The organism is Enterobacter cloacae complex sp. R_G8, from assembly GCF_024599795.1.
In the GTDB taxonomy this organism is placed as follows: Bacteria; Pseudomonadota; Gammaproteobacteria; order Enterobacterales; family Enterobacteriaceae; genus Enterobacter; species Enterobacter dissolvens.
This window is the reverse complement of sequence record NZ_CP102246.1, coordinates 1,850,847-1,866,257: the sequence shown is the minus strand read 5'-3', so window position 1 is coordinate 1,866,257 and position 15,411 is coordinate 1,850,847. Positions and strand designations below refer to the sequence as shown.

The following is a 15,411-nucleotide window of genomic DNA, read 5'->3' as shown; positions in this document are numbered from 1 at the left end:
GATCCCTCACCCCGCCCCTCTCCCAAAGGGAGAGGGAGAATAGCTGCACCGGGCAGTTCCCTCTCCCCTCGGGAGAGGGTTAGGGTGAGGGGGATTGTTATTTGCTGTCAGACTTATATTCGTACTCGTAATACCCGTAATCCTGATAACCGGTTGCGCGACGGAAGATGGAGTTCAGGATCACCCCTTTCACCTCAATGCCGTTCTGCTCGAAGCGGCTCAGGCTGGTTTCCACTTCCTTCAGGGTGTTCACCGCATAGCGCGCCACCATCAGCGTGGTTCCCGCCAGGCGGCCGACCACAGCCGCATCGGTCACGGCCAGAATTGGTGGTGTATCGATCAGCACCAGGTCGTAGTTTTTGCTCGCCCACTCCACCAGCTCGGCAAAGCGGTCACTCATCAACAGTTCGGATGGGTTTGGCGGCACCTGACCACGTGGGATGAGGTCAAATTTCGGGATGCTGGTCGGTTTCGCGCTCTGGCTAATCTCACCCTTGCCAAGCAGGATTTCCGACAGACCGTTGACGTTATTGGTCCCCAGCAGCTCGTGGGTGTAGCCCTTACGCATATCGCAGTCGATCAGCAGCACCCGTTTATTGGTCTGACTGACCACCGCCGCCAGGTTGGCGCAGACAAAGGTCTTACCTATCGACGGGCTGACACCGGTTAACATCAGTACGTTGTTTTTGGCCTGCATCATGGCGAAGTGGAGACTGGTACGCAGACTGCGCACCGCTTCAATTGCCAGGTCAGTCGGGTTACCCACTGCCAGCAGCTGGCTCTGTTTGTAACGCTTGACGCCTTTGACGCTTTTGACGCGGTCATGCGATTTCTGCCATTCGGACAGCGGAATACTGGCGTAGACGTTGATACCGTTCTCTTCCAGCACCTGCGGGCTTTCGATACCGCGGTTGAACAGCGAACGCAGCAGCACACCAACAATGGAGAGCATCAGTCCAAGGATAATGCTGCCGAGGATAATCAGCGCTTTCTTCGGCTTCAGCACGCCAGGCTGGGTAATGGCCGGGTCAACAATACGTACGTCGCCGACGGTGCTGGCTTCGGTGATTTTCAGCTCCTGCTGTTTGTTCAGCAGCTGCATATAGACCTGCTGGCCGGATTCCACGTCGCGGGTCAGACGGACAATTTCCTGCTGCGTTTTTGGCATCGCGGTGACGCGGTCATTGAGCTTCGCCTTCTCCTCTTCGAGGGTACGGCGTTTTTCCAGCAGCGTGCGATAGGCCGGATGACGTTTGGTGTAGAGCTTAGAAATTTCCGCCTCTTTGAAGGTCAACTCGTTGAGCTGCGCATCGATGTTGACCATCGAGTCCAGCACCGATTTCGCTTCCAGTGGCAGATCGACGGAGTCTTTGTCCTGACGAAACGCGTTCAGTTTGTTCTCAGCATCATCCAGACGTGCGCGCACTTCCGGGAGCTGTTTCGCGAGGAAGGCCAGGCTCTTCGCCGCTTCAGCCGACTTACGCTCGACGTTCTGCTCAAGGTAGTTGCGGGTGATGCTGTTGAGGATATCGCGGATTTGATCCTTATCTTCACCGGTAAAGGTCATGCTCAGGACACCGGTGTCCTTGCCATTTTCGGTGACCGTCAGGTTGTTTTGCAGATTGTTGATCATCCCCAGGGTAGAGAATTTGGTGACGGTAAACTCGCCGCCTTCCTGCGCATGAATAGCGCTCACCATCATGCTGACGCCATCTTTCGTCAACATCTGCCCCACTTCACCGCGCGCACTGAAGCCGGCGTCACTGGTCAACTGGTACTGCTTCGGCCCCAGAACGGTCAGGGTAAAGGTTTGATCCGCACTGCCTTTCGGCAGCACAAAGTCAGTGACTTTTACCGTGTCGTTACTGCGCCCTGTCAGGCGATCCCAGCCGGCACCAAATATCGGGAAGGTATTTTTGGTGACGGAGATATCAAGCCCCAGATCGTGAACCGTTTTGCCCAGCACCAGACGCGACTGGATCAGCTGAATTTCAGCCTCGGAGGCAGGCGGTTTGTTCGCCAGGGCAGAACCAATATCCTGCACCAGCGAGTTGCCGGTGTTCTGCTCAATCTGTACCAGCGCATCGGCACTGTAGATAGGTGTCGCAAACAGCGTATAGACGATCGCCGCGGCGGCAAACACGGCGGTGATCCCAAGTACCCACCACTTCGCCTCTATTACGGTGCCGACCAGGCGACCAATATCGATTTCATCACTGCCCGAAATCGGGGCGGCAGAAGGTTTTGTTTTTTCTGTCATTGTTATCCCTGCTGAGCTTTCAGTGCCTGCGCCCACTGACGGGCAGACTGGTCAAGTAAGGTATACACCGCCTCAAAGGCCTCACGGCTTTTGCGATACGGATCGGGGATTTCGCGTTCATTATCCCAGTGACCAAACAGCATCACTTTGCCGCGCATCTCCGGTGCGATGTCGCATAGCGAGTGAATATGGCGTTTTTCCATCGTCAGGATCAGGTCATACTCCCGGCACATGCGGCCGGTGACCTGACGGGCGCAGTGCCCGTCGAGAGAAAGGTTATGATCGCGGGCCACGCTCGCGGCGCTTTCATCGGCACCTTTACCGACCAGCGCACCCAGCCCTGCAGAATCGACGGTGAGTTCGGGCTGGTAGTGTTTCAGCAACCGCTCAGCCGTTGGGGAACGGCAAATGTTCCCCACGCATACCACCAGAATTTTATTAAACATCGCGGATTACCAGGTATGAATGTCGCGCGCCGTATCCGTCATGTAGCGAACGCCACTGATGGTTGGCAGCAACTGGTTGATCAGACGGTTCCAGCGGGCAACCGGCGCGGTGGTGACATACACCACATCATATGGCTGGAGGCGGAACTCCGTTGCCATCACCAGAGAGGTCGCATCAGACATATCCAGCTGGTAGATATTGGCAATCTTGCCTTTCGCACTGCCCTCGCCTTTCAGCGGACGGATCACGAAGATACCGGTGGCGTTAGAGGTAGTGAGATCGATGCCCTCTGCATTACCCAGTGCTTCGGTCAGTGTCATGCCGCTGAAGTCCATTTTGAGGGTGCTCTGTTTCTTCACTTCACCCATCACGAAGACTTTCAGATCGTCATTACGTGGCACGTACAGAATGTCGCCCGGATAGAGCAGACGGTTCTGGGTCAGGTCGCCGTTTTGCATCAGCGCCTGCAGAGAAATGCGTTGTTCTTTACCGTTGTGGGTCAGAACGACGTTGCGCCAGTCGGCACCGTCGGTTAAACCGCCCGCGGCGTTAATGGCATCCAGCACGGTCAGCGGCACGTTGGTGATAGCCTGCTGGCCAGATTTGTTCACCTGACCGGAGATATAGGCTTTTTGCGAGCGGAATGCGGCGATATTAACGTCCACCTGCGGATCGGCAATGTACTGCGCTAAGCGGCCGGTAATATCACTACGGATTTCGGCAAGGGTTTTCCCCGCGACATGAACTTTGCCAATATAGGGATAGAACATGGTGCCATCAGACTGGACCCAGTTACCGGTGTCGCTAGAGCTGCGATACTGGCCCGCAGGAGTGGTCAGTTCCGGGTGATCCCAGACGGTGACGTTGATGACATCACCAGGCCCCACGCGATACTGGTAGGAGGCAATTTCCTGGTCCAGCGACATATTCGGCTGCGCAACATTGGGACGTGGACGTAATTGTTCGACCAGACGTGGTGTCAGTGGATAAACATTCACCATCTTGTCGAGATCAAAATCAGCATCCTGTTGTTTGATCACATCCTTACCCATTGTTGACATATTGCTGCCGGGAAAGACTGTACAACCACTCATCAAGGTCACAGACACCAATAATGGCATCAATTTCATTTTGGATTTCATCATTGATTATTTATCACTTTGGCAGAGTAATTATCCTGTGCAATTAAATAAGCCGGGTCGATTTGGCTTTCAGCATGCAGTTGTTCAAATAGAAATATAACTGGCATCAGTCCTAAAAAAAGCTTATTCATCCATTGGCTATTGACAGAATAATCGAGGCTGATTCACACGCTTTCAGGCACGCTACCGCCCTTGGCTTTCAGTTACCAATCCACTGACTAAACAATGCGTTATGGATAGACACCCTCTTGAATAAGGTCTTCTGGAAATATATCAGCCGCTTGCGACACAAGGCGGATAATGAATAACCATCACTGAAGACCAGAACAATAATAGCAACAAGGAGTTTTAACATTTGATGCTGGGAGAATTGTTGCAGCTAACCTAATAGCAGGCAAGGAGACAACTGTCCTAATAACGGTTTTTAAGATTAATATTAAGAGCAAAGTTTTGACGTTTTAGGATTTTCTTTATATTGACAAAATTAAAATAAAAACCATTTATTGCGATATATCCTAAAATGGTTTCTTTGTAATTAAATCTACGTATTTAGCTTATTTACAGTTTCAGCAAAGCTCGTCCTTTTAAGCGGATCGTATTAAGAGAAATCTCAGCCCGGCATTGCAATTTTCCCCAGCTTTATCCATGATCGAAGTGTGACATTGCTCAAATAACAGAAGGTATTGCGATTACTATGGAATGGATTGCCGATCCATCAATCTGGGCCGGGCTGGTTACGCTGGTCGTCATCGAATTAGTGCTCGGTATTGATAATCTGGTCTTTATCGCCATCCTCGCCGAAAAACTCCCCCCGGCGCAGCGCGACCGTGCGCGCGTAACGGGCCTGCTGCTGGCGATGGTGATGCGACTGCTGCTGCTGGCCTCAATCTCCTGGCTGGTGACCCTGACAAAGCCCCTGTTCTCCGTTCACGGCCTGAGCTTTAGCGCGCGTGACCTGATCATGCTCTTCGGCGGGTTGTTCCTGCTGTTCAAAGCCACGGTAGAACTGAATGAGAGGCTCGAAGGTAAAGACAGTGAAAACCCCACCCAGCGGCGCGGGGCTAAATTCTGGCCGGTGGTCGCGCAAATTGTGGTGCTGGATGCAGTCTTCTCTCTGGACTCGGTGATCACCGCCGTCGGGATGGTCGACCATCTGGCGGTGATGATGGCTGCGGTGATCATTGCCATCACGCTGATGGTGATGGCGAGTAAAGCGCTGACCCGGTTTGTGAACAGCCACCCGACCATCGTGATCCTCTGCCTGAGTTTCCTGTTAATGATTGGCTTTAGCCTGGTGGCGGACGGCTTTGGGTTCCACATTCCGAAAGGTTACCTCTACGCCGCCATTGGCTTCTCCGTCATGATTGAGGCGCTTAACCAGCTGGCGATTTTCAACCGCCGTCGCTTCCTCTCGGCAAATCAGACATTACGTCAACGCACCGCCGACACGGTGATGCGCCTGCTCAGCGGGAAGAAAGAAGATGCGGAGCTGGATGCAGAATCCTCCGCGATGCTGGCCGATCACAGTGACGGGCAGATCTTTAATCCGCAGGAGCGGCTGATGATTGAGCGGGTGCTCAATCTTAATCAGCGCACGGTCAGCAGTATCATGACGTCGCGCCATGACATTGAGCATATCGACCTCACCGCGCCGGAAGAGCAGATCCGCGCCCTGCTGGATAAAAACCAGCATACCCGCGTGGTGGTGACAGGGGGTGAAGAGGAAGAGGAGCTGCTGGGCGTGGTGCATGTCATCGACCTGCTGCAACAGCAGTTGCACGGTGAGGCACTCAATCTGCGCGCCCTGGTGCGCCAGCCGCTGGTGTTCCCGGAGGGGCTGCAGCTGCTCTCTGCCCTTGAACAATTCCGTAACGCGCGCACGCACTTTGCCTTTGTTGTGGATGAATTTGGTTCGGTTGAAGGGCTGGTGACGCTCAGCGACGTGATGGAAACTATCGCCGGTAATTTGCCCAACGAAGTGGATGAAATCGATGCACGCCATGATATTCAGAAAAACGCGGACGGTTCATGGACGGCCAACGGCCATATGCCGCTTGAAGACCTGGTTCAGTATGTTCCCCTGCCGCTGGATGAAAAACGTGAGTACCACACCATTGCGGGTCTGCTGATGGAGTATCTGCAGCGTATTCCTCAACCGGGAGAAGAAGTTCAGGTTGGCAACTATCTGCTGAAAACACTGCAGATTGAGAACCATCGCGTGCAGAAGGTGCAGCTGATTCCGCTGCGCGATGAAGAAGAGATGGATTTTGAGGTGTAGGTAAAAAAAACGGCAACCCGATAGCTCCCTCTCCCGTGGGAGAGGGAGGGGGTGAGGGCATCAGGCCACACTGGCAGCCGCCACCCGGCACAACAAACATCAAAGCTTATCCAGCAGCTTCTTCACATCCTTCCCGGTCTGGGAATCTTTATTGCGATCCGCCCAGTCGTTCAGGCGACGTTTGGCTTCATCCTGCAGATGTTTGCGCAGGAGTTGATCCACCTGAAGGCTGTAGTTCAGCGACTGCCATTTGCCATATACGCTCAGCGGCACCGGCGTCTCTTTCAGGAAGTCGATCAGCTTGCTTTCGCCCTGCCAGCCGGACAGAACCCGTACATTGAAGCGGGTATCCGCCGTCTCTTTCACCAGATCCAGCTTGCCTTCCCCGGTTAATGACAACATGGAAGAAGCCCCCTGCATGCCGTCAAGAGAGAGCTGTCCGTCGTCGAGGGTCAGGTCACTGGTAAAGCTGTCGAGACGCGTGGCGCTGTCGTAGTTTTCCTGTGCTTTCACATCGCTGCTGCGCTCTACCGCCTGCTGCACCAGCTGCTGGAAGTTGAGCCCCTCCATACGTGCATCTTTCAGTTCAAGATGAGCCTGCCCCTGCCAGTCACGACGGAAAGCATCAGCATCGATCTTCGTGCCCGAGAAATCTCCCGCCAGCGTCAGTTGACCGGTCATGGAGATCGGGTAGTCAAAGGCTTTCAGGATGGTGCCAATCTCAACGTTGTCGAGACGGGGCTGAAACGCTGCGGTCGAGTTCTCATTACGCACGTCCAGCGTGCCCGGCAGGGAAAGGTGCCCGGCGCCCATTTTGCCGCTCAATTCCGAAATCACCAGCAAACCGTTCTGGTTGAACATCTGACTGCTCACGTCGGTGAAATCGATCCCGCGCCAGCGCAGGCTGTTGGCCTTCAGCAGAATGTCCGCCGTGAAGCCCCGCAGACCGTTATAGTCAGGCTGATCGAGATTAGACGAAATCACCGGACGCGCCTGTTTCCCCTGGCTTTGCCCGGTCTGCGCGGCACTACTGTCCGTGGCGCTCGCCGGCGGCGGTGGCAGCAGGTTTTCCAGGTTGAGCTTGTCAAACTGCAGATCGAGAACCCATTTCGGTTTCGCCGCAAGGATAACGCTCGCCTGCCCTTTCAGGCTGCTGTCATTGGCCTGCAGGTTGAGATTATTCATCTCCAGCTGTTTTTGCTCTTCACGCCAGACGGCCTGCATCGTGCCCTGGCCGGTGATCCCCTGGGCAGGGAGATCGGCCCCCGTCAGTTGCCAGTTCAGCTGCTGGATGTCTGCCGTGAGCTGATGCGGATAATCAGACGCGTTAACGCTGGCATTCAGCGACAGGGTCAAATCGCGCTGATCGCGGTTCACCCGGCCACTAAACTCCAGCGAAGCAAGATGGTGCTCATCCTGCTCCATATTGAGGTTGATATTGCGTACGGTGACCTGCTCATCATCCTCATGCTGGAAAACCAGCACGCTATCGGCCACCTTCAGTTTGCCGATATCGAATGACCAGCCCGTATCCGACGGTTCATCAGGTAAGGTATTTTCCCGCGGCGCAACCGGCGCATCTGCGTTACGCACGGCTTCAGTTTGCTGGGTAAGCTGAATCACCGCGCCTTTTAACATCACCTGGTTGACCTGCAACTGGTGCGAAAAGAGCGGAATCAGCGCCACATCAAGGCGCATGTTATCGGCAGACACCAGCGGCTGGGCAGCCCCCGGTGCAGTTAACGACATGCGGCCAGAGAGAATGCTGAGCTGGGGCCAGACGTGCCAGCGCAGCGGCCCATCCAGCTTCAGTTGGTATCCACTGCGGGCCTCGACCTGCCGCACCATATAGGCGCGGAAATCATTCGGGTTAACCAGCAGAACCAACGCTGAAAGGCCAGCCACCAGCACCACCAGCAAAATCATCAGCGTTGTCAGAACTCTTCTCATGGCATCCTCAGTGGACTAACTGATCAGTCTTTATCAATACGGCTGGCAACCGCACCCTGCTGGTCGCGATATTTTGCGTCCTGACGGCGGTTATAAGGACGATCGGCCGGGCCGGTCAGCGGTTCGAAGCTCAGTGCACCAATCATCATGCCCGGACGCAGCGCCAGCGGCAGTTTACCGGCGTTGAAAAATTCCAGAACGATACGGCCGGACCAGCCTGGATCGATACGGTGCGCGGTCACGTGTACCATCAGCCCCAGACGCGCCAGAGAAGAGCGGCCATCAAGCCAGCCCACCAGGTCCGCAGGCAGCGTCACCGATTCAAAGGTCACCGCCAGCGCCAGTTCGCCCGGATGCAGATAAAAGGCCTCGCCTTCGTCAATAACGATTTCGTCACTCATCACGCGGTCAAGCGCGGCACTGACTTCATCCTTCGGCCCGCTAAGGTCGATGAACGGTGCGGTATGGCCGCTGAAGGTGCGGAATTTATTCCCCAGCCGCACATCAACGGTAACACCATTGATACGCTCCACGGGTGGACGTGGGGTAATAGACAGGCGGCCTTCATCCAGCCAGGCTTCTATATCGCGATCACAAAGACGCATGGCACTCTCTCCTTTCGTGCATCGTGCCCTGAGGATAACGACTCAGGGCGAAGCAGGTTATCTCTGAACGGTACACAATTCGCGCGGCTTATTCAAAAAACTGGCTGATTTTCGCTTTTAAGATATCAATGGCAATGCGGTTTTTACCCCCGCGCGGCACAATAATATCGGCGTATTGTTTGGATGGCTCAATAAATTGCAGGAACATCGGGCGAACGGTTTTCTGGTACTGCGCCATGACGGAGTCCATTGAACGGCCACGTTCGTTCACGTCGCGCTTGATGCGGCGCATCAGGCAAATATCCAGCGGGGTGTCAACAAAAATGGAGAAGTTCATTGACTCGCGCAGACGCGCATCGGTCAGAAGCAGGATGCCTTCGAGGATAATGACCTTCTTCGGCTCAATACGAATCGTTTCCTGCGTGCGGGTATGTTCTACGTAACTATAAACAGGCAGTTCAATCGCCTGGCCGCTCTTCAGCGCTTCTAAATGCTGGAACAGCAAGCTGTGATCCATGGCATTAGGATGGTCATAGTTCGTTTTTACGCGTTCTTCCATCGACAGATGGGATTGATCTTTGTAGTAGCTGTCTTCGGGAATGACGCCGATGTGCTCATCACCAACTTGTTCACGCAGTTCGCGGTAAAGCGTACTGGCAATAAGACTTTTACCTGAAGCCGATGCGCCGGCGATGCCTATAATGACGCACTGATGAGACTTATCAGTCATAAATTTAGCGACCTGATTAACCTGGATGTTAAGGAAGGACGACGCCGGAGCGTCAAACGCGGCAATTATAGGGATTTCACGGACGTGATACCAGTCGAAAGCGCAGGTTATGCGAGACAGGCTGAAAAGTGGCTTAACGTTCCCTGAGTGAAATTTTTACGCGTGTTTTTTCAGCGTTTAACATGATTTTTTTACACACTAACTATTTAATAATTCTATGATGTCAAATTATGAGCAGTCGCCATATGAATTGTAAATTGTTTGTACTAGCATAAACCAAATTAGCATATTCACTCGTCCGGACTTCACTCCTGGCGGCATGGCGTCTCTGGATAAAGCGGTAATGAATAAACAACACCAACGGGTTTTGGTTACCACCCCACATCCTCTCATGCGACTTGTCTGTCTGGGCCTGGTCACCTTTATCTTTACCCTTTTTTCACTGGAACTGACCCGCTTCGGCACGCTGTTAGCACCGCTCTGGTTTCCTACCGCCATAATGATGGTGGCGTTTTATCGCCACGCCGGAAAAATGTGGCCCGGCATTGCCCTTGCCTGTTCGTTCGGCAATATTCTGGCCTCGTGGATGCTTTTTTCCTGGTCGTCGATCAATCCGACCTATACCGCCATCAACGTGGTGGAAGCGGTTATTGGTGCGCTATTACTGCGCAAACTGCTTCCCTGGTATAACCCATTACAGAACCTGAACGACTGGATCCGCCTGGCGATTGGCAGCGCGCTGATCCCCCCGCTGGTCGGCGGCGTTCTGGTGCATTTTCTGGTACCAGCTTCAGAGCCACTGCGTAATTTCCTCGTCTGGGTATTGTCTGAAGCCATCGGCGCGCTGGCACTGGTGCCATTAGGATTACTGTTTAAACCGCACTATCTCCTGCGCCATCGTGACCCGAAGCTGCTGCTGGAAACGCTGGTCACCATGGCCGTTACGCTGATGCTCAGTTGGGCGTCGATCACCTGGCTGCCGTGGCCCTTTACCTGCGTTATTGTTCTGCTGATGTGGAGCGCCGTGCGCTTGCCGCGTATGGAAGCCTTTATGGTGTTTCTGGTCACCGTAATGGTGGTTTCCCTGATGATTGCCCGCAACCCTACGGCACTTACCACCCAGCACACCAACGCCATGCTGAATGCGCCGTGGCTGCCGTTTTTGATGCTGCTTCTCCCGGCCAACGTCATGACCATGGTGATGTACGCCTTCCGGGCGGAGCGGAAACATATCACTGAAAGTGAAGAGCGCTTTCGTAACGCGATGGAGTATTCCGCCATCGGGATGGCGCTGGTCAGCATTGAAGGCCAGTGGCTGCAGGCCAACAAGGCGCTGTGTAACTTTCTCGGTTACAGCCAGACAGAGCTACAGTCGCTCACTTTCCAGCAGTTAACCTGGCCGGAAGATCTGCACACCGACCTCGAACAGCTTGAACAACTGATCAACGGGGATATCAACACCTATACCCTGGAGAAGCGTTACTACACCCGCAGCGGAGAAGTGGTCTGGGCGCTGCTTGCTGTCTCGGTGGTGCGCCATGCCGACGGCTCGCCGCTCTATTTCATTGCCCAGATTGAAGATATTAACGATCTGAAACAGACCGAATGGGTCAACAAACGGCTGATGGAACGCATCACCCTCGCCAATGAAGCGGGGGGGATCGGCATCTGGGAGTGGGATCTGGAGCCGGACATCATCAGCTGGGATAAGCGGATGTTTGAGCTGTATGAAATCCCGCCGCACATCAAGCCGACATGGCAGCTCTGGCACGAGAAGATGCTGCCTGAAGATCGCGCCCATGCGGAAAAAGTGCTCCGGGATTCCTTGATCGCGCGCTTGCCGTTTAAGCTGGAGTTCCGGATTCGCGTTAAAGAAGGTGTGCGTCATATTCGCTCTCTGGCGAACCGGGTACTCAATAAACAGGGCGAAGTCGAACGTTTGCTCGGCATCAATATGGACATGACCGAGGTTAAGCAGCTCAACGAGGCCCTGTTCCAGGAAAAAGAGCGTTTGCACATTACTCTCGACTCCATCGGCGAAGCGGTGTTGTGTACCGATGTCGACATGAATGTCACCTTTATGAACCCGGTCGCCGAGAAGATGAGCGGCTGGCTGCAAACCGAGGCCATTGGCCAGCCGGTGCTGAAGGTCCTGCATATCACCTTCGGTGAAAAAGGGCCGCTGATGGAGAATATTCACAGCGGCGATATGTCCCGCGCCGATATCGAACAGGATGTGGTGCTTAACTGCCGTACCGGTGGCTTCTTTGATATCCATTACAGCATCACTCCGCTCAGTACGCTGGACGGGCAGAATATCGGCTCGGTACTGGTTATTCAGGACGTCACCGAGTCGCGCAAAATGCTGCGTCAGCTCAGCTACAGTGCCTCTCACGATGCCCTCACCCACCTGGCAAACCGGGTCAGCTTCGAAAATCATCTCAAACGGCTGCTGCAGACCGTCCAGGAGACGCGCCAGCGTCATGCGCTGGTGTTTATCGATCTCGATCGCTTTAAAGCCGTTAACGATACGGCGGGCCATGCGGCGGGCGATGCCCTGCTGCGGGAGCTGTCGTCATTGATGCTGACCATGCTGCGTTCCAGCGACGTGCTTGCACGTCTGGGCGGAGACGAATTCGGATTGCTGCTGCCGGATTGCAATATTGAGAGCGCACGCTATATTGCGGGTCGGCTGATCCACACGATCAACGACTATCACTTTATGTGGGAAGGCCGTCTGCACCGGATCGGCGCCAGCGCGGGGATCACGCTGATTGATGAAAATAATCATCAGGCGTCGGAAGTGATGTCCCAGGCCGACATTGCCTGCTATGCCTCGAAAAACAACGGTCGCGGCGTGGTAACGGTGTACGAACCGCAGCAGGAGCGAACCCACAGCGCGCGCAGCATGATGTCGCTCGATGAACAGTGGCACATGATTAAAGACAATCATCTGATGATGATTGCCCGCAGCGTTGCCTCCCCGCGTATTCCCGAGAGCTGCAACTTCTGGCTGATTTCGTTACGCCTGTGGACCAGCCAGGGTGAAGTTCAGGAAGAGCACGCCTTTCGTTCCGGTCTGGCGGAGCCTGAGCTTTTGCATGCGCTTGACCGCCGTATTTTTAGCGAGTTCTTCCGCGCGTATGCCGCTCCTGTTGCCAGAAAAGGCCTGGGGGTCGCGCTTCCCCTCTCTGCCGCCGGTTTAGCCAGCGCCACGCTGGTTGATGAATTGCTCGACCTTCTGGATAAAGGGCCATTACCGGGTCGTCTGCTGCATCTGGTTATCGCGATCGACGTGGTGGCCGACCCGGATCAGAACATTCAGACGGGGCTGCAAAAGCTCCGCCACGCCGGCTGCCGCGTGGTGTTGAGCCAGGCGGGGCGCGACATGGCACTCTTCAGCCACCTGAGCGCCAACATGGCGGATTATCTGATGCTGGACGCGGAAGTGGTGACCAACGTTCATGGCAATCTGATGGATGAGATGATGGTGACCATCATTCAGGGTCATGCGCAGCGTCTGGGGATGCGTACCATCGCTGGCCCGTGTAACCAGCCCATCATGATGGATACGCTCTCCGGCATCGGCATTGATTTTATTTTTGGTGACACTATCGGCGAGCCACAGCCGCTGGATCTACTGCTGAATACCAGCTATTTCGCCATCAACTGATGGCGTCCAGCCGTCGGTATACCAGATGTGCAGCAGCGCGTAAGAGCGCCACGGCTGCCAGCGCAGGGCATAGCGACGAATTTGCGCGGGTGTCATGCCGGCAAAGCGCTGCTTAATCAGATAATCATCCGGCAGGAACACGTCTTTCGCCTGCCAGCCGCGCAGGGCAAGGTAATTAGCCGTCCAGCGCCCTATCCCCGGCCGCTGCTGTAACCCCTTCATCCCGGCTTCGATATCCGCAGGCGGAGACAGTGGAAACGTGCCGTCGACCACGGACCGGGCCAGGTGAATCAACGACTCCGCCCGTTTAACCGGCATGCCGAGGGCTTTCAGCGCCAGCGGATCCACCGCAGCCAGCACGTCAGGTGCAGGAAAGCACAGATAACCCGGCGCATCCTTTACCGGTTCACCGCACAGGGCCACCACCCTTGAGGCCAGCTTCGCCGCCATCGCTACGCTGACCAGTTGCCCCAGGATCGCCCGCACGCCCTGCTCGTAGGCATCCATTGCCCCCGGTAAACGCAGCCCCGGACGCGCGGCCCCCAGTTCGCCCAGCGCATTCTGAATTTGCCGGGGATCGCAGGCGAGATCAAACAGACGCCCGATGCGCTCAAGGCAGATCTGCGCAACCGGGACTAATCCCGGGCTGAGCGTCACGTTGAGCGTGTGGGTGTTCAGATCCGGGGTGACGCGAAAGATCCCCTGATGCAGCTGGCAGGTGTAACTGCGCTCGTAGTAGCTGTCGGTAACCGTCTCAATGCCCTCTACCGCACGCGCGCCAAGAAAGCCAAACATCCATTGCCAGTCGTAAGGGGGTTGCCAGGTCAGGGTATACATCGTCGCTCCTTTTTTGTTCCCCTCAGCATAAACCGAAAGACCTTGTTTCGCCTTGCTTTCATATTCCTGTTGTCGCCAGACGGGCATTCCGCTAAAGTCTCGCCCCTTCTCACTGGCATGGGGATTAAACGTGTTTATTGGATTCGACTACGGTACGGCAAACTGTTCGGTTGCGATTATGCAAAACGGACAACCACAGCTTCTGAAAATGGAAAAAGAGAGCACGCTGCTGCCGTCAATGCTCTGCGCACCCACGCGTGAAGCGGTCAGCGAATGGCTGTTCCGCCATCATCAGGTTCCGGCCACGGCGGCGGAATCACAGGCTTTGCTGCGCCGGGCAGTCAGTTTTAACCGCGAGGAAGATATCGACGTCACCCCGTCGAGCGTCCAGTTCGGCCTCTCTTCACTCGGGCATTACATTGAAGATCCGGAAGAGGTTTACTTCGTTAAATCGCCAAAGTCGTTTCTCGGTGCCAGCGGCCTGAAGCCGCAGCAGGTGGCGATGTTTGAAGATCTGGTCTGCGCCATGATGCTGCACATTCGCAATCAGGCGCAAACCCAGGTACCGGAGGCGATCGATCAGGCGGTCATTGGCCGTCCGATCAACTTCCAGGGGCTGGGTGGCGACGAGGCCAACCAGCAGGCGCAGGGGATCCTTGAACGAGCCGCACACCGCGCGGGCTTTCGCGACGTGGTATTCCAGTATGAGCCGGTGGCGGCGGGGCTGGATTTTGAAGCCACGCTGACAGAAGAGAAGCGCGTGCTGGTCGTCGACATCGGCGGGGGCACCACCGACTGCTCACTGCTGCTGATGGGGCCGCAGTGGCATAACCGTCGTGACCGCGAAAACAGCCTGCTGGGGCACAGCGGCTGCCGCGTGGGCGGTAACGATCTGGATATCGCGCTCGCTTTTAAGAGCCTGATGCCACTGCTGGGCATGGGCGGGCAAACGGAAAAAGGGATCGCCCTGCCGATCCTGCCCTGGTGGAATGCTATCGCCATCAACGACGTCCCCGCGCAGAGTGATTTTTACAGCACCGCGAATGGCCGCTTCCTGAACGATATGGTGCGCGATGCCCGGGAGGCTGACAAGGTCGCCCTGCTCTACAAAGTCTGGCGTCAGCGTCTGAGTTATCGCGTGGTGCGTACTGCCGAAGAGAGCAAAATCGCCCTCTCCGATCGCCCGGAGCACGCGGTTACCTTGCCGTTTATCAGTGAAGATCTGGCAACCGCCATTTCTCAGGAAGGACTGGAAACCGCGCTCGCTCAGCCGCTGCAGCGTATTCTGGAGCAGGTCCAGCTGGCGCTGGAGAACGGCAAAGAGAAGCCGGACGTGATTTACCTGACCGGCGGTAGCGCGCGTTCGCCGCTGATCAAGAAAGCGCTGGCAGAACAGCTGCCGGGCATTCCAATTGCCGGCGGCGATGACTTCGGCTCCGTCACGGCGGGGCTGGCGCGCTGGGCACAGGTGATGTTTAGCTAACGTTGG

The 15,411-nt window shown here is 55.4% G+C and carries 10 protein-coding genes; 3 read left to right on the top strand and 7 right to left on the bottom strand.

Translation table 11 applies throughout. The features are described 5' to 3' along the window. Positions 1-97 precede the first annotated feature (97 nt). The 3 genes from wzc to NQ842_RS08800 are packed head-to-tail and all read right to left on the bottom strand — an operon-like array spanning position 98 to position 3,852. Positions 98-2,260, bottom strand: a complete 2,163-nt coding sequence (gene wzc / locus NQ842_RS08810; protein ID WP_014832624.1) for a tyrosine-protein kinase Wzc — start codon at positions 2,258-2,260, stop codon at positions 98-100. Between the two features lie 2 nt (positions 2,261-2,262). Next, entirely contained in the window at positions 2,263-2,706 is a 444-nt protein-coding gene (gene wzb / locus NQ842_RS08805) for a low molecular weight protein-tyrosine-phosphatase Wzb (RefSeq protein ID WP_014832625.1), read from the bottom strand. 6 nt (positions 2,707-2,712) lie between these two features. Next, positions 2,713-3,852, bottom strand: coding sequence for a polysaccharide export protein (locus NQ842_RS08800; RefSeq protein ID WP_014170829.1), 1,140 nt, complete (start codon positions 3,850-3,852; stop codon positions 2,713-2,715). A gap of 691 nt (positions 3,853-4,543) precedes the next feature. On the opposite strand from NQ842_RS08800, the gene NQ842_RS08795 reads away from it, so the two are divergent. Further along, entirely contained in the window at positions 4,544-6,127 is a 1,584-nt protein-coding gene (locus NQ842_RS08795) for a TerC family protein (RefSeq protein ID WP_014832626.1), read from the top strand. A gap of 99 nt (positions 6,128-6,226) precedes the next feature. Here NQ842_RS08795 and asmA read toward each other — a convergent pair whose 3' ends face one another. The 3 genes from asmA to udk form a co-directional block, all read right to left on the bottom strand. Beyond that, positions 6,227-8,077 (bottom strand): outer membrane assembly protein AsmA, encoded by a 1,851-nt coding sequence (asmA, locus tag NQ842_RS08790; protein WP_257256743.1) that lies wholly within the window; start codon positions 8,075-8,077, stop codon positions 6,227-6,229. 23 nt (positions 8,078-8,100) lie between these two features. After that, positions 8,101-8,682 (bottom strand): dCTP deaminase, encoded by a 582-nt coding sequence (gene dcd / locus NQ842_RS08785; RefSeq protein WP_013097886.1) that lies wholly within the window; start codon positions 8,680-8,682, stop codon positions 8,101-8,103. 88 nt (positions 8,683-8,770) lie between these two features. Then, the gene (udk, locus tag NQ842_RS08780) at positions 8,771-9,412 is read right to left on the bottom strand and encodes a uridine kinase (protein WP_008500855.1); all 642 of its coding nucleotides are present in this window, start codon (positions 9,410-9,412) and stop codon (positions 8,771-8,773) included. Positions 9,413-9,755: 343 nt separating this feature from the next. On the opposite strand from udk, the gene NQ842_RS08775 reads away from it, so the two are divergent. Beyond that, on the top strand, positions 9,756-13,085 hold the full coding sequence (locus NQ842_RS08775) for a diguanylate cyclase (protein WP_257256742.1): 3,330 nt from the start codon (positions 9,756-9,758) through the stop codon (positions 13,083-13,085). Here the strand turns inward: NQ842_RS08775 and alkA are convergent. After that, positions 13,050-13,922, bottom strand: coding sequence for a DNA-3-methyladenine glycosylase 2 (gene alkA / locus NQ842_RS08770; RefSeq protein WP_257256741.1), 873 nt, complete (start codon positions 13,920-13,922; stop codon positions 13,050-13,052). The two genes, NQ842_RS08775 and alkA, sit on opposite strands and share 36 nt — an antisense overlap. 130 nt (positions 13,923-14,052) lie before the next feature. On the opposite strand from alkA, the gene yegD reads away from it, so the two are divergent. Next, on the top strand, positions 14,053-15,405 hold the full coding sequence (yegD, locus tag NQ842_RS08765) for a molecular chaperone (protein WP_257256740.1): 1,353 nt from the start codon (positions 14,053-14,055) through the stop codon (positions 15,403-15,405). Positions 15,406-15,411: the final 6 nt, after the last annotated feature.